Source organism: Streptomyces sp. NPDC058457 (assembly GCF_042720695.1).
GTDB lineage: Bacteria > Actinomycetota > Actinomycetes > Streptomycetales > Streptomycetaceae > Streptomyces.
Genome location: NZ_JBHXLU010000051.1, coordinates 1 through 22,166, shown reverse-complemented (window position 1 = coordinate 22,166; position 22,166 = coordinate 1). Strand labels below are relative to the sequence as shown.

Sequence of the window (22,166 nt, the reverse complement as noted above, 5' to 3'; positions counted from 1 at the left end):
GCGGTCCGCCGCCAGTGGGGCGACGTCTACGATGTCGAGGACTCCCGCGTGGTGGTCGCGGGCACCGGCGTCTCCCCCGCGGGTGCCGTCGACCGCATCGTCGAGGCGCTCGGCGCCGCCCGGCGGCCGGTCGCGCTGGTCGGCAAGTCCTTTGTCACCGCGGAGGCACGGGCGCAGCTGCACGAGTTCGCCGCCCGTACCGGAGTGCCCCTCTTCTCCGACTGGGAGGGCCTCGGGGCGATCGTCGGCTCCGAGCAGCACGTCGGTCTCGTGCAGACCCTGGCCACCGTCCCCGAGGACGAGCGACCCGACCTGGTCCTGCTGCTCGGGCTGCGGTTCGGGATGACCACCCAGTTCGGTACGGGCCGACTGCTTCCGAAGAGCGCGCGGATCTTCCAGATCGACCCCGACGGGCGTGAGCTCGGCCGTCTGCAGGATGTCGAACTCGGCGTCCAGGCCGACGCGGTCGGCACGGTCGGCGTGCTGAACGAGCGCCTGGGCGACGGTCCCGTGCCCTCCGGGCGCGACGACTGGCTGAAGACCCTGCGGGAGGTCTCGGCCACCCGGCGGTCCGCGCTCGCCGCCGAGACCGAGGGACACGAGGGCGCGATCCACCCGTACCTCGCTGTCCGGACGATCACCGAGAGCGTCCCCGACCAGGCCACCGTGGTCGTCGACGGTGCTCTGACCGAGCTGTGGCTCTCCGAGACGATCGCGCTCGCGCCGCTGGCCCACTACCTCGGGCACGGCTACCTCAGCTCGATGGGGAGCACCTTCGGCGTGGCCGTCGGAGCGCAGTACGCGACCCCCGACAAGGCGACCATCCTCGTCACCGGCGACGGCGCCGTCGGCTACAGCCTGGCCGAGTTCGACACCCTCGTCCGCGCGGGACTCCCGGTCATCGTGATCGTCCTCAACAACCAGGCCTGGGGCGCCACCCTGCACACCCAGCAGTTCTTCTTCGGACAGGACCGCGTCACCAACAACCGCCTGCAGAACGGCTCCTACAGCGCCGTGGCACGAGCTCTCGGTGCGGACGGCGTCGACGTCACAGAGCTGGACCAGCTCCGCCCGGCGATCGAGGCGGCCCTCGCGGCCGGCCGCCCGACGTGCATCGACGTGCGCGTGAGCCTCGAGCCCATTCCTCCGGAGGAGCGCGTCCTGAACGGCGGAGCGCCGTTCGGCGGCATCGAGATCGACGCATGAACCGCGATCTGCCCGTCGAGGACCGGCGGCAGCGCTTCCTCGGGAAGACCTGCCTCGTCACCGGCGGCAGCCGGGGACTGGGACTGGCAGCCGCACGGGCCTTCGCCCGCGAGGGCGCCCGCGTGGTCATCATCGCGCGCGACCCCGACCAACTGAAGACGGCGAGCGATCTGATCGGCGACGGCACGATCGCCGTATCCGCGGACCTCTCCTCCGTGGCCGGCATCAAGGCCGCCTTCACCGAGGTCGCCGCACGGGTCGAACGTATCGACGCCGCCTACGTCAATGCCGGGCAGGCGGGCATCAAGCGCCTCGACGCCATGGACGAGGCCACTTGGGACTCGGTGTTCGACACCAACGTCAAGGGCTCGTTCTTCGTGATGCAGAGTCTTAAGCCCCTGCTCTCCCCTGGCGCGGCGGTCGTCTTCTGCGGCTCGGCGGCCGGTCGCAGGGCCAGCGCGGGGACCGCCGCCTACGGCACCAGCAAGGCGGCGCTCGAGCACCTGACCCGCATCCTCGCCGCCGAGGTCATCACGGAGGGAATCCGGGTCAACATCGTCATTCCGGCCGGCATGAACACCGATATCTCCGCACGTACGACGGGCCTGCCGCCCGGCGGGGCGGACGCCTTCCGGGAGCGGCTCAGGCTCAGCACTCCCATGCTCCGAGAGGGAGAGCCGGAGGAACTCGCCGACGCCGTGCTCTTCCTGGCCTCGTCCGAAGCCGGCTACATCACGGGGACGGCCCTTCTCGTGGACGGTGGCCTCACCGGCTTCTTCCGCCCCTCGGCATAGCGGCGAAGGCCGCTGCCGATCACCCACAGAGCCGCAGGACCCGACCCGAGTGAGGACGACCACCATGCAGTTTCCCTTCGGTCAGCCGACGGACGCCATCATCCAGGTCGCGTACGCGGTCCCCGACCTCGCTGACGGGATGCGCTGGTGGACCGATGAACTCGGCGTCGGGCCCTGGTTCGTGAACGGAAGGCTCGGCGGCGAAGGCTCCACCTATCGCGGTGAGCCAGGGAAGGCGGAGTTCGCCCTCGCCCTCGCCTTCTCGGGGCACACGATGGTCGAGCTCATCCAGACCCTCGACGACCAGCCTTCCATATACAAGGACGCCTACGAACGTCATGGCTACGGCTTCCATCACGTCGCCAAGATCGTGCCCGACGTCCGGGAGGAGGTCGGACGTCGTGAGGCGCGCGGAGCGTCGGTGCGTTTTCACGATCTGACCCCGGGCGGTGACGTCTTCTTCCTCGACGGCGGTGAGGATGCCCCGGGGATGATCGAGCTCGTCCAGGACAGCGAGATCACGCGAGAGATCTTCACATCGGTCTGGCGGGCGTCGGTCGGCTGGGACGGATCGCGGCCGGTGCGCGACTTCGCGGAGTTGCTGCCGGCCTGACCGTGGGGCGGGCGAACGTCCGCGTGGGGAGGGGCACGACGGTGGCGGGCGAGGGGTGCGATACAGCCTGTCCTGGATGATCCGCGGGGTCGGCTTCCTCTCTCGGTAGCCGTGACGGACCAGCCGGTCCGGCGAGCACGGCGCTTGCGACCGCAGCTACGGCGAGACATCCACCGCCGGCGCCGGGCACCTGTCCGGGAACCGGGGCAGCGGCAGGCGGGCCGGCAGCGCTCGCACTCGGCCGGCGTCAGTGCGACGGCCCGCCGGCAAACGATCACCTCGCTCCGCCCTGCGGCCACGGAGTGGGCGGTTTGGCACTTCCCTACCGGGGCTTCGCGTCGCCCGGGACCAACAGGCCGTTCATCACCAATCCGGCCAGGGCCTCCGCCCTGTCGAGACGTTCTGCCTGCGACAGGTGCTCGGGGCGGCCCAGGCGCCGGGCGAGAGGCTCATGCATCAGTCCTGACACCGGAGCGGTGATGGCGAAGAACAGGACGTCCATCGGAACCCGTTTCATGCGCCCGGATGCCATCAGCCTCTCGATGCTGGGCATAACGAGGGCCAGCGTCGGCTCGATGTGACGCTGGTAGAGGTAGTCCAGCCGCTCGGTGTCCCGTGCGAAGGCATCCTCCATCAGCAGGGCCAGCCACGGTTCGTCGATGTGGATCCGGTAGAAATCCATGACGAACTGCCGTACCACGGCCTCGTCTTCGCTCCCCGGCGCGGCCGGCGTCATGCGCGTGAGCTGAGCCCCTAGGGAGGCGTCCACCACCGCACGCCAGAAGGCAGCCTTGGAACCGTAGCGGTCGTTGATGAAGATGTGGCTGACCCCCAGTCGGCGCGCCAGCTCCCGCGCCGACGCCCGGTCGTATCCCAGCTCCGCGAACGCCTCCAGGCCCCGCAGCAGGACGTCCCGCTCCGCCGGCACCGTAGCGGCATCCCCGCTGGGGCGCCCCGGGCGTCGAGTGGTACTCGCCTTGCCTCCCACATGTCCTCCTCAGACGTTTGTAGGCGCGTGCCCGCGAGTGGAGTCGGGGCCAGCGTAGCCGCCGGATCGGCGCATCCAAGCACCGTCCCAGGTCAGCGCCCCTGTCCAGGTCCAGATGCCGCGGTCTTGCCCGAGCGCCGGTTGACACAGGCCGAGCGTGAGTTAATCTTACACATGTAAGTTATTTCTCGCGCCCGCCCGTACGGCACACTCACGGGCAGTCGCCCACGCCACGAACAGGCATTCGTCAGCCATCCCCCGGCACCACGGTTTCCCCTCACGCGCCACTCATGAGCATCGACAGTACGAAACAGTTTCGTACATTATGGCGCGCTGTACATCCGTGCGGGACATCCGCACAAAGGAGCCATCATGCGCAAGACCACCGCCGGCGCGGCCGCCGTCGCCGCCGCGCTCATCACCTCGTTCACCCTCGCCTCGGGAGGACCGGCCACCGCGACCACCGCCGCCGGCTCGACCGCGGTGTCCAGCACCACCTCCGGGCCGGGGCTGGCACAGACCGACCTTCCGGTCTTCGTCGACCCCGCCGCGGACCTCAGCGCCAACCCCGACCGGGCCAACCAGTCCTGGTACGTGACCGCGCAGGTGACCGCCGGGGGCCACCGGTACGGATTCCTGGCCCACTTCGTGAGCCTCGGCGACGCCAAGCAAGGACGCAGCTCGTCATCCGTGTCGATCATCAATGAAGACACCGGCTGGTACACGAAGTCGGAGATCATCCCCCCGGCCGGGACAGGCCTCTCCGACAAGCAGGGCGTGGACATCCACACCGCCAACATCACCTGGACGGGCGACGCCAGGGAGATGAAGCTGCGCGCCAAGGTCCCCGAAGGGACCATCGACGTCACGCTCCGCCCCCGAGGAAACGTCCTCTACAACATGGGCACGGGCTACTTTCCCATGTTCGGCGACGCGAAGTACCCGAACTACGAGTACGCCTTCCCCACCGTGGACACCTCCGGCACGTTGACCCTCAACGGCCGCACCGACAAGGTACGCGGGCAGTCCTGGCTGGACCGCCAGTGGGGACCTCTTCCCAGCAGCACGGCCTCCGGCCACTCGTGGGCCTGGATGAACCTCAGCCTGTCCAACGGCGACCAGATCAGCGTCTGGAACACCAAGTACGGCAAGGAGAACAACTGGGCGACCGTCCTGAAGCTCGACGGTTCTCAGACCGTCGCCGAGGCGACCCTCACGCCTGACGACTCCACCCTCTGGACCAGCCCGACCACGGGAAAGAGCTACCCCACGCGCTGGAAGGTCACCATCCCGGGCGAGCACGCCAAGCTCAACGTCACCGTCTACGCCAAGGACCAGGAACTGCCGAACACCGGGCCCCGCTACGAAGGCAGCGCCGCCGTCACCGGCACCTACGATCACCGCCCGGTCCGCGGCACCACGTACATCGAGGTCATCGGCCGCTGAACGACGCCTGGGCGACAAGCCCTTCCGCTCTCCCCACGCCCTGCCCGTGGGGTTCGCCCGGGCTTCGGCAGGAACGGCGGGCCGCGTCGCGAACACCAGGCATACGGCGCGGCCCGCCGTCCTCACCCACGCAACTCCCGTTCTGAACAGAGAGCATCGAGGCCCCCGGAGAACAGGGTGCATGCCGAGCGCGCGTCCAGAACTCCTGCCCTGATCACCGGCGGCCCCTCGGCCGGCGAACCGCACACGGACGGTGCGGCCGTGCCGGACCGGCCGAGCACCGGGTGACGTCCGGTCGCCGGAACGCCACGCCGGAGGCGGCCGCCCGGCGCCTCTCCGGCACTCTCCCCGGGGGCCTGGAGGAGCGGTGCGCCGCACTCGACGTGCCCCCCGGGCACCGAAGCCATCCTGCCGTGTGGCGGCCACCCTCTTGCCGCCGTTACGCGACCGCGAACAGGGACCTGCCTGAGCCATCGCGGAGCGGCACGGCCACCGCCACGGCCCCTGACACCCCCGCACCCCCGATCGAGGGAGAGTGGACATGTCCACCGAACACCCTGCCCCAGCCGAGATTCCACCCGCCGAGTCCGACGCCCCGCCCACCCGGCGCACCTTCATCGCCACGACCACCGCCGTCTCAGGAGCCGCCGTGGTCGGCGGCCTGATCACGGGGCCGCCCGCGCTCGCCGCCACGGAAGCGGTGGTGTCCGAGGCGCCGCCCGGCAGCCGTGTCTCCTTGACGGTCAACGGCGTACGGCGCACCGTCACGGTCGACAACCGCACCTCGCTGCTGGACCTGCTGCGCGAACATCTCGACCTGACCGGTTCGAAGAAGGGCTGCAACGCGGGTGCTTGTGGCGCCTGCACGGTCCTGGTCGACGGAAGACGGGTCACCTCCTGCCTGACGCTGGCGGTGCGGTTGGAGGGCGCCGAGGTCACCACGATCGAGGGCCTGGAAAAGGGCGGCCGCCTCCACCCGCTGCAACAGGCGTTCATCGACCAGGACGCCTTCCAGTGCGGCTTCTGCACGTCGGGGCAGATCGTGTCCGGGGTCGGCTGCATCCAGGAGGGTCACACCGGATCGCAGGACGAGATCCAGGAGTGGATGAGCGGCAACCTCTGCCGCTGCGGTTGCTACGTGAAGATCGTACGCGCGGTCCAGCAGGCCGCCGACCGGATGTGAGGTCCGATCCCCATGCATCCCTTCACCTACACCAAGGCCGCGGACACGCGGGAGGCCCTCGACGCCGGTGGGCGCGGCGGGCGTTACATCGCCGGGGGAACCACGCTCGTCGACCTGATGCGGGAGACCGTCGAACGCCCCAGGACCCTGGTCGACATCAGCGGCCTGCCCCTGCGCGAGGTCACCGTCACCGGGCGCGGCGGTCTGCGCATCGGCGCCCTGGTCCGCATGGCCGAGGCCGCCGCCCACCCCGAGGTGCGTTCCGGCTACCCGCTCGTCTCGCAGGCGCTGGAGCTGAGCGCCTCGGCGCAGCTGCGGAACATGGCCACCATCGGCGGCAACATCATGCAGCGCACCCGGTGTACCTACTTCCGTGACGTGACCGCCGTCTGCAACAAACGCGAGCCCGGCTCCGGGTGCGCCGCGCGGCACGGCTTCAACCGCAGCCATGCGATCCTCGGCACCTCCGACAGTTGCGTGGCCACGCATCCCTCCGATCTCGCGGTCGCTCTCACCGCCCTGGACGCCGATGTCCACCTGCTGGGCCGGGAGGGCGAACGCACCGTGCCCTTCGCCGGCTTCCTGCTCCGGCCGGGCAACACCCCGAACCGCGAACAGGCCGTCCGACCGGGCGAGTTGATCATCGCCGTGGAGATCCCGGCCCACCCGCGACCACTGAAGTCCGGCTACCTGAAGGTGCGTGACCGGCAGTCCTACGAGTTCGCGCTCACCTCCGCGGCAGTCGCACTGCACATCCGCGGCGGCGTCGTCCGCGAGGCGAAGGTCGCCGCCGGCGGTGTGGGCACCGTGCCGTGGAGGCTGCCCGCCGTCGAGCGTCGCCTCATCGGCGGGCGTCCCTCCGACGGGCTGTGGGCCGAGGCGGCCGAGCACGCGGCCGACGGGGCCCGTCCCCTCACGTACAACGGCTTCAAGGCCGAGCTGCTCAAACGCACCGTCGAACGCCAGCTGCGCATCGTAGGAGGCACCGGATGAGCCAGCCACAGGCAGCAGTCGGCGCGGAGGTGCGCCGGGTCGACGCACGGCTGAGGGTGACCGGGAAAGCGAAGTACGCCGCCGACAACAGCCCCGGCGGATTCGTGCACGCGGTCGTCGTCGACAGCCGCGTCGGCAAGGGCCGCATCACCGGCATCGACACCCGCGCCGCCGTGGCCCAGACCGGCGTCCTGAAGGTGATCAGCCACCTCAACGCGCCCGAGCTGCCGCCCGTCGCGGGGGGATTCCCGCCAGGTGCGCCGCTGCGCGCCTTCCAGGACGACCAGGTCCGGTTCTTCGGACAGCCCGTCGCGGTCGTGGTGGCGACCACGCTGGAGACGGCACAGCACGCCGCGAGCCTGGTCGGCGTCTCCTACGACGCCGAGCCTCCCTCGACCGACATGAGCGTCGCCGACCCCGCCGGCGACGGCCAGACCTATGCCCGAGGTGACGCCGAGGGGGCCCTGGGCTCTTCCGCCGTCCGGCTGGAGATGACGTACCAGACGGCCCGCAACCACCACAACCCGATCGAACCGGCAGGCATCGTCGCCCGCTGGGACGGCGACCGGCTGACCGTCTGGGAGAAGACCCAGTGGGTGCAGGGCGCCGTGTCGACCCTGGCCGGCGAGTTCGGCATCCCGCCGGCCCACATCCGCGTCTTCTCGCCGTTCGTCGGCGGCTCCTTCGGCAGCCTCGGCCGCACCTGGGTGCACTCCGTCATCGCGGCCATGGCCGCCCGGATGGTCGAACGCCCCGTGAAACTCGTCCTCACCCGCAGGCAGTTGTACTTCGGGGTGGGATACCGGCCCGCGTACGAATACGGATTGCGGCTGGGCAGCGACCGGCGGGGCCGCCTGACGGCGTCGGCGCACGAGGTCCGAGCCGAGACCTCCCGCTACGAGACGTACACCGAAGAGGTCCTCACCCCCGGCCGGATGCTGTACAGCACACCCAACGTCCGCCAGACGTATCGTCAGGTTCCACTGGACGTGAGCACGCCGTGGTTCATGCGCGGCCCCGGCTACTCCAGCGGCGCCTATCCCGTCGAGTCGGCGATCGACGAACTCGCCCACGAACTGGGCATGGACCCCATCGAGCTGCGGCTGCGCAACGAACCGGCCGACGACGAGTCCAGCGGGCTGCCGTTCTCCACCCGCCGCCTGCGCGAGTGCTACCGAGCGGGCGCCCGCGCGTTCGGCTGGGAGCGGCGCAGCCCCGAGCCCCGCTCGACGCGTGACGGCGACTGGCTCATCGGCATGGGGATGGCCGCCGGTGTCTACGACACCCTGCGCAGCCCGGCCCAGGCCTCGGTCAGGCTCGCCGCCGACGGCACCGCCCTGGTGCAGTCCGCGACCAGCGACATGGGCCCCGGCACGGCCACCTCCATGACCCAGGTCGCCGCCGACGCCCTCGGCCTGACCATGCGCCAGGTGACCTTCCGGCTCGGCGACTCCCGCATGCCCACGGCCCCCATCCACGCCGGCTCACTGACCATGGCCAGTGTCGGATCCGCCGTCCAGGACGGCTGCGACAAACTGCGCAAGCAGGCGATCACGCTCGCGGTCAACGACGAGGAATCACCGCTGTACGGCGCCGAGGCCGCCGACATCGTCGTACGAGGCGGCCGACTGTATGTGAAGGACGAGCCCGCACGCGGGGAGACGTACCAGCGGCTCCTGGCTCGCAACGACCGGACCCACCTGGAAGTGCTCGGGTCGTACGCCGGGCCTTCGGGACCTGAGCGGTTCTCGCTGTACGCCTACGCCGCGACGTTCGCCGAGGTCGCCGTCGACGCCCGGCTCGGGCTGGTACGGGTCCGGCGCATGGTCGGCGTGTACGACGCCGCACGGATCATCAGCCCGACACTCGCCGACAGCCAGGCCATCGGCGCCATGACCGGCGGCATCGGTCAGGCCCTGCTGGAACACACGGTCACCGACCACCGCGACGGCCGGATCGTCAACGCCAGCCTCGCCGACTACCTCGTGCCGACCCACGCCGACATGCCCGAACTGAAGGCGATCTTCATCGAGGGCGCGGACTACGAAGCCGACCCCATCGGCGTCAAGGGACTCGGCGAGATCGTCATCGTCGGGGTGGCGCCCGCCATCGCCAACGCTGTCTTCAACGCCACCGGCCGCCGGGTCCGCGAGTTGCCGATCAAGCCCGAGGTCCTGCTCTGAACCCCCGGGTGGCCGTCACGCCACCGGTCACCCGGGCCCCAGGGCCGTCGCCGTACCGTCGGCCCGCCACGACCACCCACCGAACAGAGAGCCCGCCATGCTCAACATCGCGGACACACTGCACCGCTGGTGTAGCGAGGCCCGCCCCTTCGCCCTCGCCACCGTCGTCGACGTCAACGGCAGCTCCCCCCTGCCCCTCGGCACCGCCCTCGCCGTCGGCATGGACGGCGCCGCGGTCGGCGGCGTCTCCGGTGGCTGTGTCGAGGCGGCGGTCTACGAACTGTGCCAACAGGTCCTTGCGCACGGCGGGCCACCCACCCGCGTGAGATTCGGCTACTCCGACGACGACGCCTTCGCCGTCGGCCTGACCTGCGGCGGAGAGATCGACGTACTGGTACAGCGAGTGGAGCCCGCCGCCGAGCCCCACCTCGCCGCCGCCCTCGGTGCCGTGGCAGCGGGGCACTCCCTGGCCGTGGCCCACGTCGCCGACGGCCCTGATGAGCTCGTCGGCCGTATCCTCCATATCCCTGCCGAGGGCGCCCACGCCGGCGCTCTCGGCGAGGAGAACGAGGACCGGGCGGTCGTGGCGCATGCCCGTGCCCTCCTGCGGGCGGGCCGCACCGCCCGGATCGACCTGGGCCGCGCCGAGGGTGAGGCAGAGAACTCGGGGGACGGTACCTGCCCGCGGCGGCTCACCGTTCTGGTCCACGTCCACGCGCCCCGACCCCGCATGCTGATCTTCGGCGCCATCGACTACGCCTCCGCTCTCAGCCACGCAGGCAGTTTCCTCGGCTACCGGGTGACCGTCTGCGACGCCCGCCCGGTCTTCGCCACCGCCGCCCGCTTCCCGCACGCCGACGAGGTCGTCACCGACTGGCCCCATCGTTACCTCGCAGCCACCGAAGTCGACCCCCGCACCGCCATCTGCGTCCTCACCCACGACGCCAAGTTCGACATCCCGCTGCTGCGCCTGGCGCTGACGCTCCCCGTCGGCTACATCGGCGCCATGGGCTCCCGACGTACACACGAGCGCCGTATCGACTTGCTGCGGGAGGCCGGCGTCCCCGAGGACCAACTGGGCCGGCTGAACTCCCCGATCGGCTTGGACCTCGGCGCCCGCACCCCCCAGGAAACGGCGGTGTCCATTACGGCGGAGATCATCGCCAGGGCCAACCACCACACCGGTCTGCCCCTGTCGCAAGGCACCGGCCCCATCCACCGCACGGCCTACGCCGACGGCCGCCGGATCGACTCGGAGGCCGTCGGAGCCAACTGGTGCCTGTCGATGCCGACGGTGAACCGCTGAGCAGGCCTGGCCGTTCCGCCGCCCAGAAGACACCGTCCTCACCCTGATTGATTGAGGCTTCCTTAGAAGCCGCGTCTCTTTTTCCTGGATCAGGGCGCGGTGACTCACAGCAGGTCGTCCACGTGACCGGCGACGTGGTCCAGGTTGGCCTTCGTCGTCAGCCTCGGCCGGGTCCTCGACGGCCACGGGATGCCGGTTCGACAGGTCCATCGAAACCCTCATGACTAAACCGGCCCTCCAGGCCGTATGACCGAACCTGCCACCCAAACCTGCCTGCTGCAGACCCCTGTGGACCCGCGCGGCGAACTCCTGGATCGCGTTCTCATTGGGTATCGACGCGAGCCTGCGGGCGATCTCATGCCGCTACCGGAACTGCTCCGATCACGACGGCAGTCCCGCCCGCCAGTTTCCCAGCCATGACTCATCACTCCTCAGTGAGCGTTCAACGTCCGTCGCTCCTGGATGGTGCACATCGGAGCTACCGATATGGGTGACTTGTTCGTCCAATGAACATGTCCATTGAGCGTGACGGGAGTCACTTCCTACCTTGTCGCTGCTCGCCGGTCGGTCACCGTGTCGAGCGTTCTGAATCAGGTTTGGTTGAAGAGCCACGCGGAGGAGCTCCGCGAAGGCCCATGGGGCGGTTCGGCAGCAGTGTTGCCGGAATGGCCGCGACAGAAGCACACACATCCGGGGCCGGCAGCGGACGTCGGTTCCGACAGCAGCGCTTTGTGCGCAAGGAGTCGTCCATGGTTCAGACCGATTCACCCAGTGAGGCAAAGGGAGAGGGTGGCAGATCCACCCTGAGCTCAGGCACTCCGGCAGCAGCAGTTGGCGCTGTCCGCCTTGCGCTGACAGCCCTTTCCGTCCCCGCCGGCGTCGAGGAGACCGACCCCGCACGGCAGGGGCGGTAGCCGTGGCCGGCGAATCCGCGACCCCACCGGTCCCGCGGCTCGAGGTCCGCAATCTCACCAAGACGTTCGCCGGCGTCGCGGTCCTCGAGAACGCGAGCCTGACGATCGCCCCGGGAGAGGTGCACGCCCTCGTCGGGCAGAACGGCTCCGGCAAGTCGACGCTCATCAAGCTGATCTCCGGCGTCTACTCGGCGGATCCGGACGGCGAGATCCTCCTCGACGGTGAGCGGATCGGCCCGCCGATCAAAGCGAAGGCGCTACACGAACAGGGTCTGTCGTTCGTGCACCAGGATCTCGGTCTCGTGCCCGACCTCTCGGTACGCGACAACGTGCGGGTCGGCCGGCACGCGGTCAACCCGATCACCCGCCGGATCCGCACCTCCGAGGACGCCGTCGCCGTCGGTGAGACGCTGAAGTACCTCCGCACCGACATCGACCCGTCGGCCAAGGTCTCGACCCTGCTGCCCAGCGAACGGGTCGCGGTCGCGGTCGCACGCGCCCTGCAGGACCGGACCCCCGGCGCGGGCGTCGTGGTCTTCGACGAGTCCTCGCGCGCCATCCCGCATGAGGCGCTGCCGGCGTTCTACGACATGATCCGCCTGCTCAAGAGCCAGGGCACGGCCGTGCTGTTCGTCAGCCACAACCTCAAGGAGGTTCTCGAGATCGCCGACCGGGCGACCGTACTGCGCAACGGCCGCGTCGTGGAGACGGGCGTTCCGACGGCAGGGCTGGACGAGGCCAAGCTGACCAGTCTCGTCCTCGGGCGCGCCGCGGAGCTCGGCGACATCATGCAGAGCCTGCCGCCCGCACCGCGGCCTGAGACGGTCGAGTTCGTCGGCATCTCCGGCGGACGGGTCGAGGGCGTGAGCGCCGCCATCCGCCGCGGCGAGGTCGTCGGCTTCACGGGGACGGTCGACTCCGGCCTGTCAGACCTCGGGCCGCTGCTCGGCGGCGACCGGCGAGGCGGCGGCCAGGTCAGGCTCGGCGAACGGGTCGTCGATCTGGCCCGGGCCAGGGTCGTCGACCTCCTCGACGCCGGGATCGCCTTCATCCCCGCCGACCGGCACGACAAGGGCGTCGCCCTCGAACTGACGGTCGAAGAGAACGCGACCCTCCCGCACCTGCGCAGCCGGGGAAAGCCCTGGTGGACCGGGTTCAAGTGGCAGCGCGCCGAGACCGAGGGCATCATCGAGCGGTTCGACATCCGGCCGCCGAACCCCACGATGCCCGTCGCCGCGATGTCCGGCGGCAACCAGCAGAAGGTACTGCTCGGCAAGTGGCTCCTCGGGACGCCCGACCTGCTCGTGCTCGACGACCCCACCCAGGCGGTCGACGTCGGCGCGCGTCACGCGATCCTCACGGCGAGCCGGCAGGCCGCCGCCGACGGATCCGCGGTCATGGTCTGCTCCGCCGAGGTCGAGGACCTAGCGGCGATATGCGACCGGGTTCTCATCCTCCAGGACGGCCGGATCGTCCGCGAGATGACGCGACCGTTCGACGCGGACGCCGTTCTCGCCGCGATCTTCGCCGTCGATGACGCGGCGCACGCTCCCTCCCCCGCACCGACTCCCGCAAACGAGGCCTGATGGCAACCACACGGTCACAACCCACCATCGCCGCGGGCACCGCACGTCAGAAGACGGGCATCCCGCTCACCCGGGCGGCCACCTACGTGCTCCAGCGCTACAGCCTCGTGCTGCTCTGGATCATCATGGTGGTGCTCTTCCTGGTACTGCTCCCGAACGGCGTCGACCTCGGAAACGCCTCGCGCGCGGTCCTCGGCCAGCAGACACCGGTGGTCTTCCTCGGCCTCGCGGTCATCACCACGATCGCCGTCGGCGAGTTCGACCTGTCGTTCGCCTTCATATACGGCCTGGCGGGAACCGCGTTCCCGGCCCTCGTCGTCCTGCACGGCTGGCCGGCCCCGCTGGCGATCCTCGTGGCCCTCGCCGCGGCGCTGCTCGTCGGCCTCGTCAACGCGGTACTCGTGGTCATCGTCGGGATCAGCTCGATCGTCGTCACCCTCGGCACAGGGAGCGTCGCCCTGGGGATCGCGCTGCTGATGTCGAACCAGTCGAACGTGAGCGGCCTCGACCCGGGGCTCGCGCAGGTCGCGCTCGGCAGCTTCCTCGGTCTCCCCGCGGTGTTCTGGTACGGCGTCGTGCTCGTCATCATTACCGCGTACGTCATGACCGCGACCCCGCTCGGCCGATCAATGCTGTTCGTCGGCTCCAACCCGAACGTCGCGAGGCTCGCCGGCATCCCCGTCCGCCGCATCCGCTTCGGGGGCTACCTGATGGCCGCCCTGCTCAGCGGCGTCATCGGCATCATCCTCGCGTGCGGTGTCGGCGGGTTCAGCACCGCGACGGCCCAGGTGCAGATGATGCCGGCTCTCGCCGCGGTGTTCCTCGGAACGATCGCGGTGGTCCCCGGGCGCTTCAACGCGATCGGCATGTTCATCGCCGCCTACTTCCTGCTGACGGGCATGTTCGGGCTGCAGTTGCTCGGGCTGTCCGGATGGGTGACGAACGTCTTCTACGGTGCGGCGCTGATCATCGCCATCACCGTGTCGCTTCTTCTCCGACGCCGCGCACGCGCCTGAACCGGCTCCTGCAAGGCACCTCCCTGCTGACCGCCGCCTGCGGCGCAGGAGTCCTCGGCCGGTCGGCGTGCTCCTTGTCGGCATCGCGATCGTGCTGACCTCTGTCGCGGCTCTGCTCGACGACGCGGTGCGGTTCGGGACGTGCGACACGCGTCTGCCCGAACGGCAGCGAGGCCGCGAACGCCGACATGCCGTTGTCCGGCGTCTTCCCCGTCGCTCTTCCGCGACACACCCGGGCCGGGACTGTGATGTCCCCCGCCCGCGGACGGGAAGCGCTCCGCTCTCGAGAGAGGGCCAAAGTGATGACACGCTCAATGAAGAGAGGCAATCTCATGCTGAACGGGCGCAATCGGTCGCGCGAACTTCTCGCGGCCTGCACGGTACTGGCACTCACCCTCGTCGGCTGCGGCAGCAGCAAGACGAACTCGGGCTCGTCGGGAGACGCGAAGGGATCCGTTCCGGCCACCGTCGCGGCGGCGGTCAAGGCGGCGAGACAGCCGATCGACACGTTCGCCGCGCCGGGGCCGGCCATCAACACGTCGAAGATCACCGGCGGCAAGGTCTACGTCATCGTGCCGGCGCTCGAGGTGCAGGACTTCTCGGTCGTCGCGAACGAGATCAAGAGCGTGTTCTCGCGGTTCGGCGTCGACGTGGAGGCGTGCGGCACGACCGGCGGCTCGCCGGACGGCGTCGCCAACTGCCTCCAGCAGGCGATCAACGCGAAGGCCATCGGCATCGTCACCGTCGGCATCACCCAGAACACCGCCCCGAGCGCGATCGCCGCGGTTGCGAAGGCGGGTATCCCGCTGGTGAACGGCGTGACGACGTCCTCCGGCCCCGGCGACCCGAAGCTCGTCAGCTACGTGACCCCCAACTTCGTCAAGCTCCACTCCTGGCTGACCGATCAGTTCATCGCCGACTCCAAGGGCTCAGCCCATGTGCTCGCGATGCGCACGACCTCGAACGACATCACGCCGGCCTGGGCCAACGACGGCGTCGTCAAGGTACTCAAGGACGACTGCGGCGGCTGCTCGTCGAAGGTGATCGACGTGAACACGGTCAACCAGGACAAGATCCCCACCGAGGTGTCGACGTCGCTGGTGGCGGACTCCAGCATCAAGTACATCGTGGCCGGTACGAACAACTACGTCCCCGATGTCGTCTCGGGAGCGCAGGCCGCCGGCCGTAGCGCCACGGACACCCAGGTCGGCACCGTGGGCGGCTCCCTGGCCGTGATGCAGCAGCTCGGCAAGTCCCAGTGGACCGCCGCGGTCGCCGCGTTCAGCCTTCCGGCACTCTCCTGGTACTTGTCCGACTCCTTGCTGCGGCTCATGGTCGGTCAGCCGCGTGCGGGCGCGCTGGACTTCCCGTTCCAGCGTCTGTTCACGTCCGCCAACGTCACCGGCCTCGACCTCACCCAGAAGGGGTGGTCGAGCGGTTCGTGGTACGGCAAGGCCGACTACGTGGACGGGTTCCTCAAGCTCTGGGGCAAGAAGTAGATGACAGGCGACGAAGGCATCGAGCGCAACAAACAGGTTGTCGAGGCGTTCGTCAACGAGGTGGCGATCGCCAAGCGACTGGACCGTCTTGACGACCTCGTGGCGGTCGACTACATCCAGCACAATCCACACGCCGGGCAGGGGCGAGAGGGCGTCCGTGAGTATTTCGCCGGCTTCCATCGCGCACGCGAGAAGGATCTCGATCCTTCCGGGACCGTCGAGGTCCACCTGATCGGCGAAGGGGATCTCGTGGTACGCCACGAGATCCGCGTCAACGGGCTCCACATCGACATCTGGCGGGTTCGGGACGGCATGCTCCAGGAGCACTGGGACGCGTGGCGTTCGGCACCGGGCTACGACCCGCCGGCGGGTTCGTGATGGCGGGGGTCGGAGCCGGTGAGGCGGCGGCATCGGAACCAGAGCGGCTCGAACGCAACAAGCGGCTCGTCGAGGACTTCCTGGCGGTCGCCCACGGCGATCTCGCGGGTCTGGACCGGCTCGGCGAGTTCGCGGCGGCCGACTACATCCAGCACAACCCGAACATCGGGCAGGGACTCGATGGACTGCGCACGTTCTTCACCCACATCCTCTCGCTCCCGCCCTCCGAGCGCCTTGACCCCTCCAAGGAGCTGGAGGTGCACCTCATCGCGGAGGGCGACTTCGTCGTCCGGCACGAGATCCGCGAGGACGGGTTGCTCATCAACGTGTTCCGTCTCGAGGACGGCCTCGTCAAAGAGCACTGGGACGCATTCTGCCCGCCACCCGGCGGCACGATCATCCACGGTCTCGAATGAGACATCGACATCCGGAAGGCAATTCAAGAACCTGGACCGTCTCGACGGTCGCGAGGGCGCCCGCGAGCTCTTCGCGTTCTTTCACAGGAGGGCGCGACGGCATGCTCCATGAGCGGTGGGACTCCTGGCACCTGCGCCAGGACACGAGCTTCTTCCGGGATTCTGATCCAGCGAAGGGAATGGGAATGGCTGACGAGACCCACGATCTCGAGCGCAACAAGCAGATCGTCGCCGAGTTCTTCGAGATCGCCCACGGCACTGTGGCGGGACTGGCGCACCTCGACCGGTACGTGGCCGAGGACTACATCCAGCACAACCCGAACATCGAGCAGGGCCGCGAGGGGCTCCGGAAGTTCTTCACCTACATCCTCTCGCTGCCCCCGGAGGAGCGGCTCGACCCGGCGAAGGAGATCGAGGTGAACGTCATCGCCGACGGCGAGTTCATCGCCCGTCAGGCAATCCGCGAGGACGGGATGCTGATCGACGTCTTCCGCGTACGCGAGGGGCTGCTCGTCGAGCACTGGGATGCCTTCCGGCCGCCGCCGGGCGGCAAGGTCATCCACGGACTCGAGTGACCCCACCCGGCTTGAGCACCGGCGCCATCCGGCCCCTGTTGGAACCGGATGGCGCCGGCGTCTCCGCCTCAGCGACGCGGATCGACCGTGAGCGTTCTCAGGGCATGGGCAGCACGGGCTTCACCACTCGGTCGGACGTGGTGTCGGTCCAGGCCGTCGCGATGTCGGTGAACTGACAGGTCCGCACGAGCCTGTCGAAGGGGCATCGGCCGTGTCTCCGGAGCTCGATCAGCTTCGGGATGAGCGTCGCCGGGATCGCGGAGCCCCCGATGATGCCCTGGAGATAGCAGCCTCCCGCGAACAGGTGAGCGGTGTCGGGCGTCCATTCGCCGTGAGGTGCGGCCACGAAGCCGCAGGTGCCCACGACGTCGAAACAGGCAACCGCTGCGCGGTAGGAGGACGGCTGGTCGGCGGTGACGAAGGAGGAACCGAAGCCGTGCGGCTCGATCGTCCGGAGCTCGTCATCGATGTTCGGACCGGACAGGTGCCGGTTTGGCCGAGCTCGCGTGCCAACTACAGCTGCTCGGGGCCCACGTCGACGGCCACGAAACGCGTGACGCCCGCCACCCTGCCGCCATGACGGCGGCGAGGGCGACGCCCCCGAGCCGAGGACGACGATGGAGTCGCCGGGGCCCAGCCACAGGCCTCGATGACCGACCCGGCGCCGGTGATCATCCCGCAGGCCAACGGCCCGGGTATCCAGAGCGGCACGTCATCGGGACCTTCACCGCGCTCCCGGCCGTAGCGACCGCAGAGGTGGCGAGCGGGGACTGCCCGAAGAACAAACCGTCGATCCGCCCTCCGTACCGGCTCAGCGGCGTCGACGCGTCGGCCGCTGAACGCGACGAACATGCCCTCGCGGCCCTAGGCGGGTCGCTCGGTGCGACATCTGGGGCAGACCGCCGCACGTGCCGCCGGAGAGGACGCCATGGTCGCCGGCCGCGAACCCGTCGGCGCCACCCGCTCCACGACCACGGGGATGCAGCGCCCGGCATGCGCGTTGATGTCGATGTGGCGGATCCCTGTCGCCACGACGCGCACCAGGATCTCATCGGCGCGTGGCGCCCCGAACCCGACCTCCTCGATCCGCGGGACCAGTTCCCCTGGACGCGAGACAGCTGCCCCCACAGACACGGTGCAGACCGTGTCTGTGGGGGCAGCGCCACGCGAGACGTTACAGCTTGTCGGGTACGGAGGACGCCAGCTCCGCTCCCAACCCGCTCAGCACCCGCGGGTCCGCCACCGGATCGCCGTGTCCGGGGCACAGAAGCGCGACGTCGTGGGCTGCCATCGCCGCGGCGGAGCGGCGGGCCGAGGCTGCGTCGTCGTTGAAATGACCCAGCGTTGGCCCTCCCGACAGGGTGACGATGAGGTCGCCGGTGAACAGGACACGGGACCCCCTCACCAGGAGGCCGATGCTGCCCTCCGTATGCCCTGCTCCGCTGATCACCGCCGCCCCGCCCCCGATCGCGATGACGTCTCCCGCCTCCACCTCGGAGTCGACGCGACACGGAGGGGCCGGTGGGATGCCGGCGGACAGCCGCTCGAACACCGCGCGTTCCTCGTCGGTGAGCGTCCGGCGCGGGGGCCGGCGCTCGCCGCGGATGATCGGAGCGTCCGCGCGATGCGCGACCACTTCGACATCGCCCCAGCTCGCCACGTCCGCGGCCGCGCCCGCGTGGTCCTCATGGTGATGTGTGAGCACGAGCCGCCGAAGGGCCGTGGTACGGAAGCCCAGCTCGGCGAAGGCGGCGGCGAGCGCGGGCTCGTCCCCGGGAAACCCTGCGTCGATCATCGTGACCTCCGACCCGTCGCGCCAGAGGTAGACCTGCGGGAAGCCCGTCCGGATCATGAAGAGATCGGGAGCAAGCTCGCGGATCTCCGTCGCTCGATCGCCCATGGCCTGTCTCGTCCTTGTCCCAGTGCCTCATACGCCCGCGGGGGCGAGCACGATGTCGAAGCGCACCCGGCTCCACGCGCCGTCGATGACGCGGCCGTCGGGCGTCGGCGTACCGGCCGGCTGCCGCTCGAACCGCTTGATCAGTGAGTCCTTCACACCGAAGACGGTGTCCTTGCGGCCGATCGGGTCACCCTCGGGGAAGATGTGGGTCACCAGCGTACGGGCCCCCTCGTGCGACACCATGAAGTGCAGATGGGCGGCGCGCAACGGTGAACGGCCGACCGCGTCGAGCATCTTGCCGACAGGCCCGTCGTTGGGGATGGGATACGGCGTTGGGGTGAGGCCCCAGAAGCGGTAGCCGCCGTCGGCCGCGGAGAACAGATACGCCCGCCCGGCCCGCTTGCCGGCGTCGTACTGCACGTCGTAGAAACCGTCCTCGTCGGCCTCCCACACCTCGATCCGCGCACCGGCGAGCGGATTGCCGTCGGCGTCGGTGACGGTGCCCTCGACCCAGCAGGGCTCACCGGGGGCGCCGAAGGCAAGGTCCTCGCCGAGCTCGATCGCCGGGGCGTCCTCGACGAAGAACGGCCCGAAGACGGTCGCCTCGGTGGCGCCCTTGTAGGCCTGGTTGTTGACGTTGATCGTCTGCATGCTCGCGCCGAGGGTGTCGGACAGCAGGATGAACTCCTGCCGGACGTCGTCGGTGATGTGACCGGCCTGAGTGAGGAAGCCGATCGCCTCCCCCCACTCCTCCTCGGTCAGCCGGACCTCGCGGATGAAGGAGTGCAGGTGCTTGACCAGGGAGACCATGAGTTCCTGCAGCCGCGGATCCTCGCAGAGGTCGAAGGAGGCCACGACGTTGTCGACGAGCCGCTGCTCGACCGCCTGCTGCTCCGGCGACACCTCGCGGTAGATCGCAACGTCGGCACCGGCCTGGGCCGCGCCGGGATTGACGTAGGTAGCCATGACGGCCTCTTTCAGTTGACCGGTTCGCCGGCCCACGCAGCCTGCAGCAGCATGGTCAGGTTCGCGTAGGTGACGGGGGTGGGGTTGTTGGCCGGGATCGCCTTCATGATCGGCCCCAGCGCTTTGGCGATGCCGTCCTCGGGCATGCCGTAGTCGCGCAGTGCCTGCGGCGCGTCCAGCGCCTGGCGCAGGGCGCCCAGCCCGGCGCTCGCATCCTCGGTGGGGAAGACCGTGCCGAAGGCCTGGGCGATACGCGACTCCGCCTCGGGCGCGTGCGGGGAGTTGAAGGCCAGGACGTGAGGCAGCACGACGGCGTGGGTCTGGGCGTGCGGGAGGTTGAACATGCCGCCGAGGACATGGCAGATCTTGTGATGCATACCGGAGCCGGCCGAGGCGAAGGCGACCGCGGCGAGGTAGGCGCCGTACAGCGTCTGCTCGATGCCCTCGACGCTGGTCGAGTCCTCGGCCACCGCCGGCAGGCCGGTCGCCAGGGAGCGGATGCCCTCCTGCGCCAGCGCCCGGTCGATCGGGTCGGCACGCGGGCCCCACATCGAGTCCACGCAGTGCGCCATCGCGTTCAGGCCGCTGGCGACCGTCATCTCGCCGGGCAGCGTGGTCAGGAGGCCTGCGTCGTACACGACCGACGCGGGCAGCACCTTGTCGTCCACACCGGTGGTCTTGGTCTCCCCCTCGGTCAGCCCCCAGACGTTGGTCGCCTCGGAGCCGGCGTAGGTGGTGGGTACCGCGACGATCGGCAGCCCGGTGGTCAGCGCCACCGCCTTGGCCAGACCCGTGGTCGAGCCGCCGCCGACGCTGACCAGGATGTCCGCGCCCGCGTCGGAGGCCGCCCGAAGGGCTCGCCCGGCGACCTCGACCGGTACGTGCATCACGACCTCCTCGTGACGCAGTACGAGCGGGATCTCCTTGGCGATCGGATCGGCCAGTTCCCTCTCACGATCCGACGCGATCAGCATGACCTTGGAACCGCCGAGGGCCTCGACCTCCGCCGCCACAGCGGCGGGCGACTCCCCGGCCGCGAACACCACCCGCTGGGGAAGGGTCTCGTGCGTGAATCTCATCGCTTGCTCCTTCGGTGGCTCTGCGGCCTCAGGCCCCGGCCAGCCATCGCGTGCCTTCGGAGTAGAGGTGCTCGACCGCTGGGCCGGTGAGACCGGGGAGCCCGTCCTTCACCATGAAACCCGCCTTGGTCTGCAGGTAGGCCAAGTGCCGGTAGCCGACCGGGAACCGGTCCAGGAGCTCGGGATCCAACGTCAGTGAGACAGCGGGGTCGACGACGTCGAGCCGGTCCTTCTCGTAGATCGGTTGCCGGCGCACGAGGGTCCAGCGCCCCTCGTGCCGGGAGAGGAAGTCATAGAAGCGGCCGGTGCAGACGACATCGACCTCGAAGCCGTCGATGCTCTCGCGCTGGTTGATCGTCATCTTCGTCTGGGCGATGGCCCGTTCACCGACGATGTCCGCGGTGTGACCGCCCAGGAAGTGGAGAATGCTGACTCCGTTGTCGAAGCCCTCACGACTGGCCTTGATGAAGTCGGTGGCACTTCCCTGGAACCAGGTGGCGCTCATCCAGCCGTCGCGCGGATGCCAGACCGTGGCGAAGCGGCCCCAGTCCCCGGCATCGCGCCATAGCGCCCAGTTCTCGATGAGCTGCCGGATCTCTTGGCGGTCGCTGTCGACCTGCGACATTGTTGACTCCTTGGAAGGGTGGACATCCCTGGTACAGGGGCCTCGTCAGAAGGACCGGAGGAACTCCTCCACCTCTCGGTGGAGCTGTTCGAGGGCCTCTGTCTCTCGGACCTCCGCCAGCCATGCCGCTCCTACCGCCGGGCTGAAAGCCGCGGCGAGGCACCACATCCAGCCGGGCAAGGCCCGGGGGCCCGGCGCACGCCGTGTCACGTGCGCCCTACGACCTCGTCGGCCTGGTCGCATCGTCAGATGGGGTAGTGGCGGGATCCGGACTGGATGGTGATCCAGCGCAGCTCGGTGAACTCCTCCAGCGCGGCGCGGGAGCCGAAGCGGCCCCAGCCGCTGGCGCCTACACCGCCGAAGGGCATCTGGGGCTCGTCGTGCACGGTGGCGCCGTTGATGTGGCAGATGCCGGACTTGATCCGGCGGGCGACGTCGAGTGCCGCGGCCGCGTCCTTGCCGAAGACCGCTGCGGAGAGTCCGTACTCGGTGTCATTGGC

General features: G+C 69.5%; 21 protein-coding genes. 14 read left to right on the top strand and 7 right to left on the bottom strand.

The window, feature by feature from the left end:
* The 3 genes from ACFWPS_RS32405 to ACFWPS_RS32395 all read left to right on the top strand — a co-directional run.
* A partial coding sequence (locus ACFWPS_RS32405; protein WP_383711450.1) for a thiamine pyrophosphate-binding protein occupies positions 1–1,206 on the top strand: 1,206 nt, incomplete at its 5' end.
* On the top strand, positions 1,203–2,000 hold the full coding sequence (locus tag ACFWPS_RS32400; RefSeq protein WP_383711447.1) for an SDR family NAD(P)-dependent oxidoreductase: 798 nt from the start codon (positions 1,203–1,205) through the stop codon (positions 1,998–2,000). The genes ACFWPS_RS32405 and ACFWPS_RS32400, both read left to right, overlap by 4 nt.
* A gap of 64 nt (positions 2,001–2,064) precedes the next feature.
* Positions 2,065–2,613 carry a VOC family protein gene (locus ACFWPS_RS32395; protein ID WP_383711444.1) on the top strand — a complete coding sequence of 183 codons (549 nt, stop codon included), beginning with the start codon at positions 2,065–2,067 and terminating at the stop codon, positions 2,611–2,613.
* Between the two features lie 322 nt (positions 2,614–2,935).
* Here the strand turns inward: ACFWPS_RS32395 and ACFWPS_RS32390 are convergent, their stop codons facing one another.
* Positions 2,936–3,541 (bottom strand): TetR/AcrR family transcriptional regulator, encoded by a 606-nt coding sequence (locus tag ACFWPS_RS32390; RefSeq protein ID WP_383711443.1) that lies wholly within the window; start codon positions 3,539–3,541, stop codon positions 2,936–2,938.
* A gap of 432 nt (positions 3,542–3,973) precedes the next feature.
* Between ACFWPS_RS32390 and ACFWPS_RS32385 the strand changes: the two genes are divergently transcribed.
* From ACFWPS_RS32385 to ACFWPS_RS32335, 11 genes are all read left to right on the top strand, one after another.
* Positions 3,974–5,047 carry a lipocalin family protein gene (locus ACFWPS_RS32385; protein ID WP_383711441.1) on the top strand — a complete coding sequence of 358 codons (1,074 nt, stop codon included), beginning with the start codon at positions 3,974–3,976 and terminating at the stop codon, positions 5,045–5,047.
* A gap of 541 nt (positions 5,048–5,588) precedes the next feature.
* Entirely contained in the window at positions 5,589–6,230 is a 642-nt protein-coding gene (locus ACFWPS_RS32380; protein ID WP_383711439.1) for a (2Fe-2S)-binding protein, read from the top strand.
* Positions 6,231–6,242: 12 nt separating this feature from the next.
* A complete protein-coding gene (locus tag ACFWPS_RS32375) occupies positions 6,243–7,223 on the top strand; it encodes an FAD binding domain-containing protein (protein WP_383711436.1) in 981 nt (326 codons plus the stop codon).
* Positions 7,220–9,406 carry a xanthine dehydrogenase family protein molybdopterin-binding subunit gene (locus tag ACFWPS_RS32370; protein WP_383711433.1) on the top strand — a complete coding sequence of 729 codons (2,187 nt, stop codon included), beginning with the start codon at positions 7,220–7,222 and terminating at the stop codon, positions 9,404–9,406. The genes ACFWPS_RS32375 and ACFWPS_RS32370 overlap by 4 nt, the downstream gene beginning before the upstream one ends.
* A gap of 97 nt (positions 9,407–9,503) precedes the next feature.
* The gene (locus ACFWPS_RS32365; RefSeq protein WP_383711430.1) at positions 9,504–10,712 is read left to right on the top strand and encodes an XdhC family protein; all 1,209 of its coding nucleotides are present in this window, start codon (positions 9,504–9,506) and stop codon (positions 10,710–10,712) included.
* Positions 10,713–11,628: 916 nt separating this feature from the next.
* Positions 11,629–13,212 carry a sugar ABC transporter ATP-binding protein gene (locus ACFWPS_RS32360; RefSeq protein WP_383711427.1) on the top strand — a complete coding sequence of 528 codons (1,584 nt, stop codon included), beginning with the start codon at positions 11,629–11,631 and terminating at the stop codon, positions 13,210–13,212.
* Entirely contained in the window at positions 13,212–14,228 is a 1,017-nt protein-coding gene (locus ACFWPS_RS32355) for an ABC transporter permease (protein ID WP_383711425.1), read from the top strand. The genes ACFWPS_RS32360 and ACFWPS_RS32355 overlap by 1 nt, the downstream gene beginning before the upstream one ends.
* A gap of 332 nt (positions 14,229–14,560) precedes the next feature.
* Positions 14,561–15,727, top strand: coding sequence for a sugar ABC transporter substrate-binding protein (locus tag ACFWPS_RS32350; RefSeq protein WP_383711422.1), 1,167 nt, complete (start codon positions 14,561–14,563; stop codon positions 15,725–15,727).
* Positions 15,728–16,105 (top strand): nuclear transport factor 2 family protein, encoded by a 378-nt coding sequence (locus ACFWPS_RS32345; RefSeq protein ID WP_383711421.1) that lies wholly within the window; start codon positions 15,728–15,730, stop codon positions 16,103–16,105. It abuts the gene before it with no gap.
* Positions 16,063–16,521, top strand: coding sequence for a hypothetical protein (locus ACFWPS_RS32340; protein ID WP_383711418.1), 459 nt, complete (start codon positions 16,063–16,065; stop codon positions 16,519–16,521). Before ACFWPS_RS32345 ends, ACFWPS_RS32340 begins: the two co-directional genes overlap by 43 nt.
* 185 nt (positions 16,522–16,706) lie before the next feature.
* Positions 16,707–17,096, top strand: coding sequence for a hypothetical protein (locus ACFWPS_RS32335; protein WP_383711416.1), 390 nt, complete (start codon positions 16,707–16,709; stop codon positions 17,094–17,096).
* Positions 17,097–17,193: 97 nt separating this feature from the next.
* On the opposite strand, the gene ACFWPS_RS32330 is transcribed toward ACFWPS_RS32335, so the two are convergent.
* The 6 genes from ACFWPS_RS32330 to ACFWPS_RS32305 form a co-directional block, all read right to left on the bottom strand.
* Complete coding sequence (locus ACFWPS_RS32330) at positions 17,194–17,442, bottom strand: hypothetical protein (RefSeq protein WP_383711415.1); 249 nt, start codon at positions 17,440–17,442, stop codon at positions 17,194–17,196.
* Positions 17,443–18,270: 828 nt separating this feature from the next.
* Positions 18,271–18,996, bottom strand: a complete 726-nt coding sequence (locus ACFWPS_RS32325) for an MBL fold metallo-hydrolase (RefSeq protein ID WP_383711413.1) — start codon at positions 18,994–18,996, stop codon at positions 18,271–18,273.
* A 27-nt stretch (positions 18,997–19,023) separates the two neighbouring features.
* A complete protein-coding gene (locus ACFWPS_RS32320) occupies positions 19,024–19,962 on the bottom strand; it encodes a dioxygenase (RefSeq protein ID WP_383711410.1) in 939 nt (312 codons plus the stop codon).
* Positions 19,963–19,973: 11 nt separating this feature from the next.
* Positions 19,974–21,041 (bottom strand): maleylacetate reductase, encoded by a 1,068-nt coding sequence (locus ACFWPS_RS32315; protein ID WP_383711409.1) that lies wholly within the window; start codon positions 21,039–21,041, stop codon positions 19,974–19,976.
* Positions 21,042–21,069: 28 nt separating this feature from the next.
* Positions 21,070–21,666: a nuclear transport factor 2 family protein gene (locus tag ACFWPS_RS32310; protein ID WP_383711407.1), complete on the bottom strand. Its 597-nt coding sequence runs from the start codon at positions 21,664–21,666 to the stop codon at positions 21,070–21,072.
* A gap of 245 nt (positions 21,667–21,911) precedes the next feature.
* Positions 21,912–22,166: aldehyde dehydrogenase family protein (locus ACFWPS_RS32305; RefSeq protein ID WP_383711404.1), on the bottom strand; the 255-nt coding region annotated here is incomplete at its 5' end.

What these genes read in the sequence shown, in the direction of transcription:
- ACFWPS_RS32385 (WP_383711441.1), top strand. Translation starts at nt 3,974, where the DNA reads ATGCGCAAGACCACCGCCGGCGCGGCCGCCGTCGCCGCCGCGCTCATC.
- ACFWPS_RS32310 (WP_383711407.1), bottom strand. Translation starts at nt 21,666, where the DNA reads ATGTCGCAGGTCGACAGCGACCGCCAAGAGATCCGGCAGCTCATCGAG.
- ACFWPS_RS32315 (WP_383711409.1), bottom strand. Translation starts at nt 21,041, where the DNA reads ATGAGATTCACGCACGAGACCCTTCCCCAGCGGGTGGTGTTCGCGGCC.
- ACFWPS_RS32400 (WP_383711447.1), top strand. Translation starts at nt 1,203, where the DNA reads ATGAACCGCGATCTGCCCGTCGAGGACCGGCGGCAGCGCTTCCTCGGG.
- ACFWPS_RS32370 (WP_383711433.1), top strand. Translation starts at nt 7,220, where the DNA reads ATGAGCCAGCCACAGGCAGCAGTCGGCGCGGAGGTGCGCCGGGTCGAC.
- ACFWPS_RS32380 (WP_383711439.1), top strand. Translation starts at nt 5,589, where the DNA reads ATGTCCACCGAACACCCTGCCCCAGCCGAGATTCCACCCGCCGAGTCC.
- ACFWPS_RS32325 (WP_383711413.1), bottom strand. Translation starts at nt 18,996, where the DNA reads ATGGGCGATCGAGCGACGGAGATCCGCGAGCTTGCTCCCGATCTCTTC.
- ACFWPS_RS32365 (WP_383711430.1), top strand. Translation starts at nt 9,504, where the DNA reads ATGCTCAACATCGCGGACACACTGCACCGCTGGTGTAGCGAGGCCCGC.
- ACFWPS_RS32375 (WP_383711436.1), top strand. Translation starts at nt 6,243, where the DNA reads ATGCATCCCTTCACCTACACCAAGGCCGCGGACACGCGGGAGGCCCTC.
- ACFWPS_RS32320 (WP_383711410.1), bottom strand. Translation starts at nt 19,962, where the DNA reads ATGGCTACCTACGTCAATCCCGGCGCGGCCCAGGCCGGTGCCGACGTT.
- ACFWPS_RS32335 (WP_383711416.1), top strand. Translation starts at nt 16,707, where the DNA reads ATGGCTGACGAGACCCACGATCTCGAGCGCAACAAGCAGATCGTCGCC.
- ACFWPS_RS32355 (WP_383711425.1), top strand. Translation starts at nt 13,212, where the DNA reads ATGGCAACCACACGGTCACAACCCACCATCGCCGCGGGCACCGCACGT.
- ACFWPS_RS32395 (WP_383711444.1), top strand. Translation starts at nt 2,065, where the DNA reads ATGCAGTTTCCCTTCGGTCAGCCGACGGACGCCATCATCCAGGTCGCG.
- ACFWPS_RS32350 (WP_383711422.1), top strand. Translation starts at nt 14,561, where the DNA reads ATGCTGAACGGGCGCAATCGGTCGCGCGAACTTCTCGCGGCCTGCACG.
- ACFWPS_RS32345 (WP_383711421.1), top strand. Translation starts at nt 15,728, where the DNA reads ATGACAGGCGACGAAGGCATCGAGCGCAACAAACAGGTTGTCGAGGCG.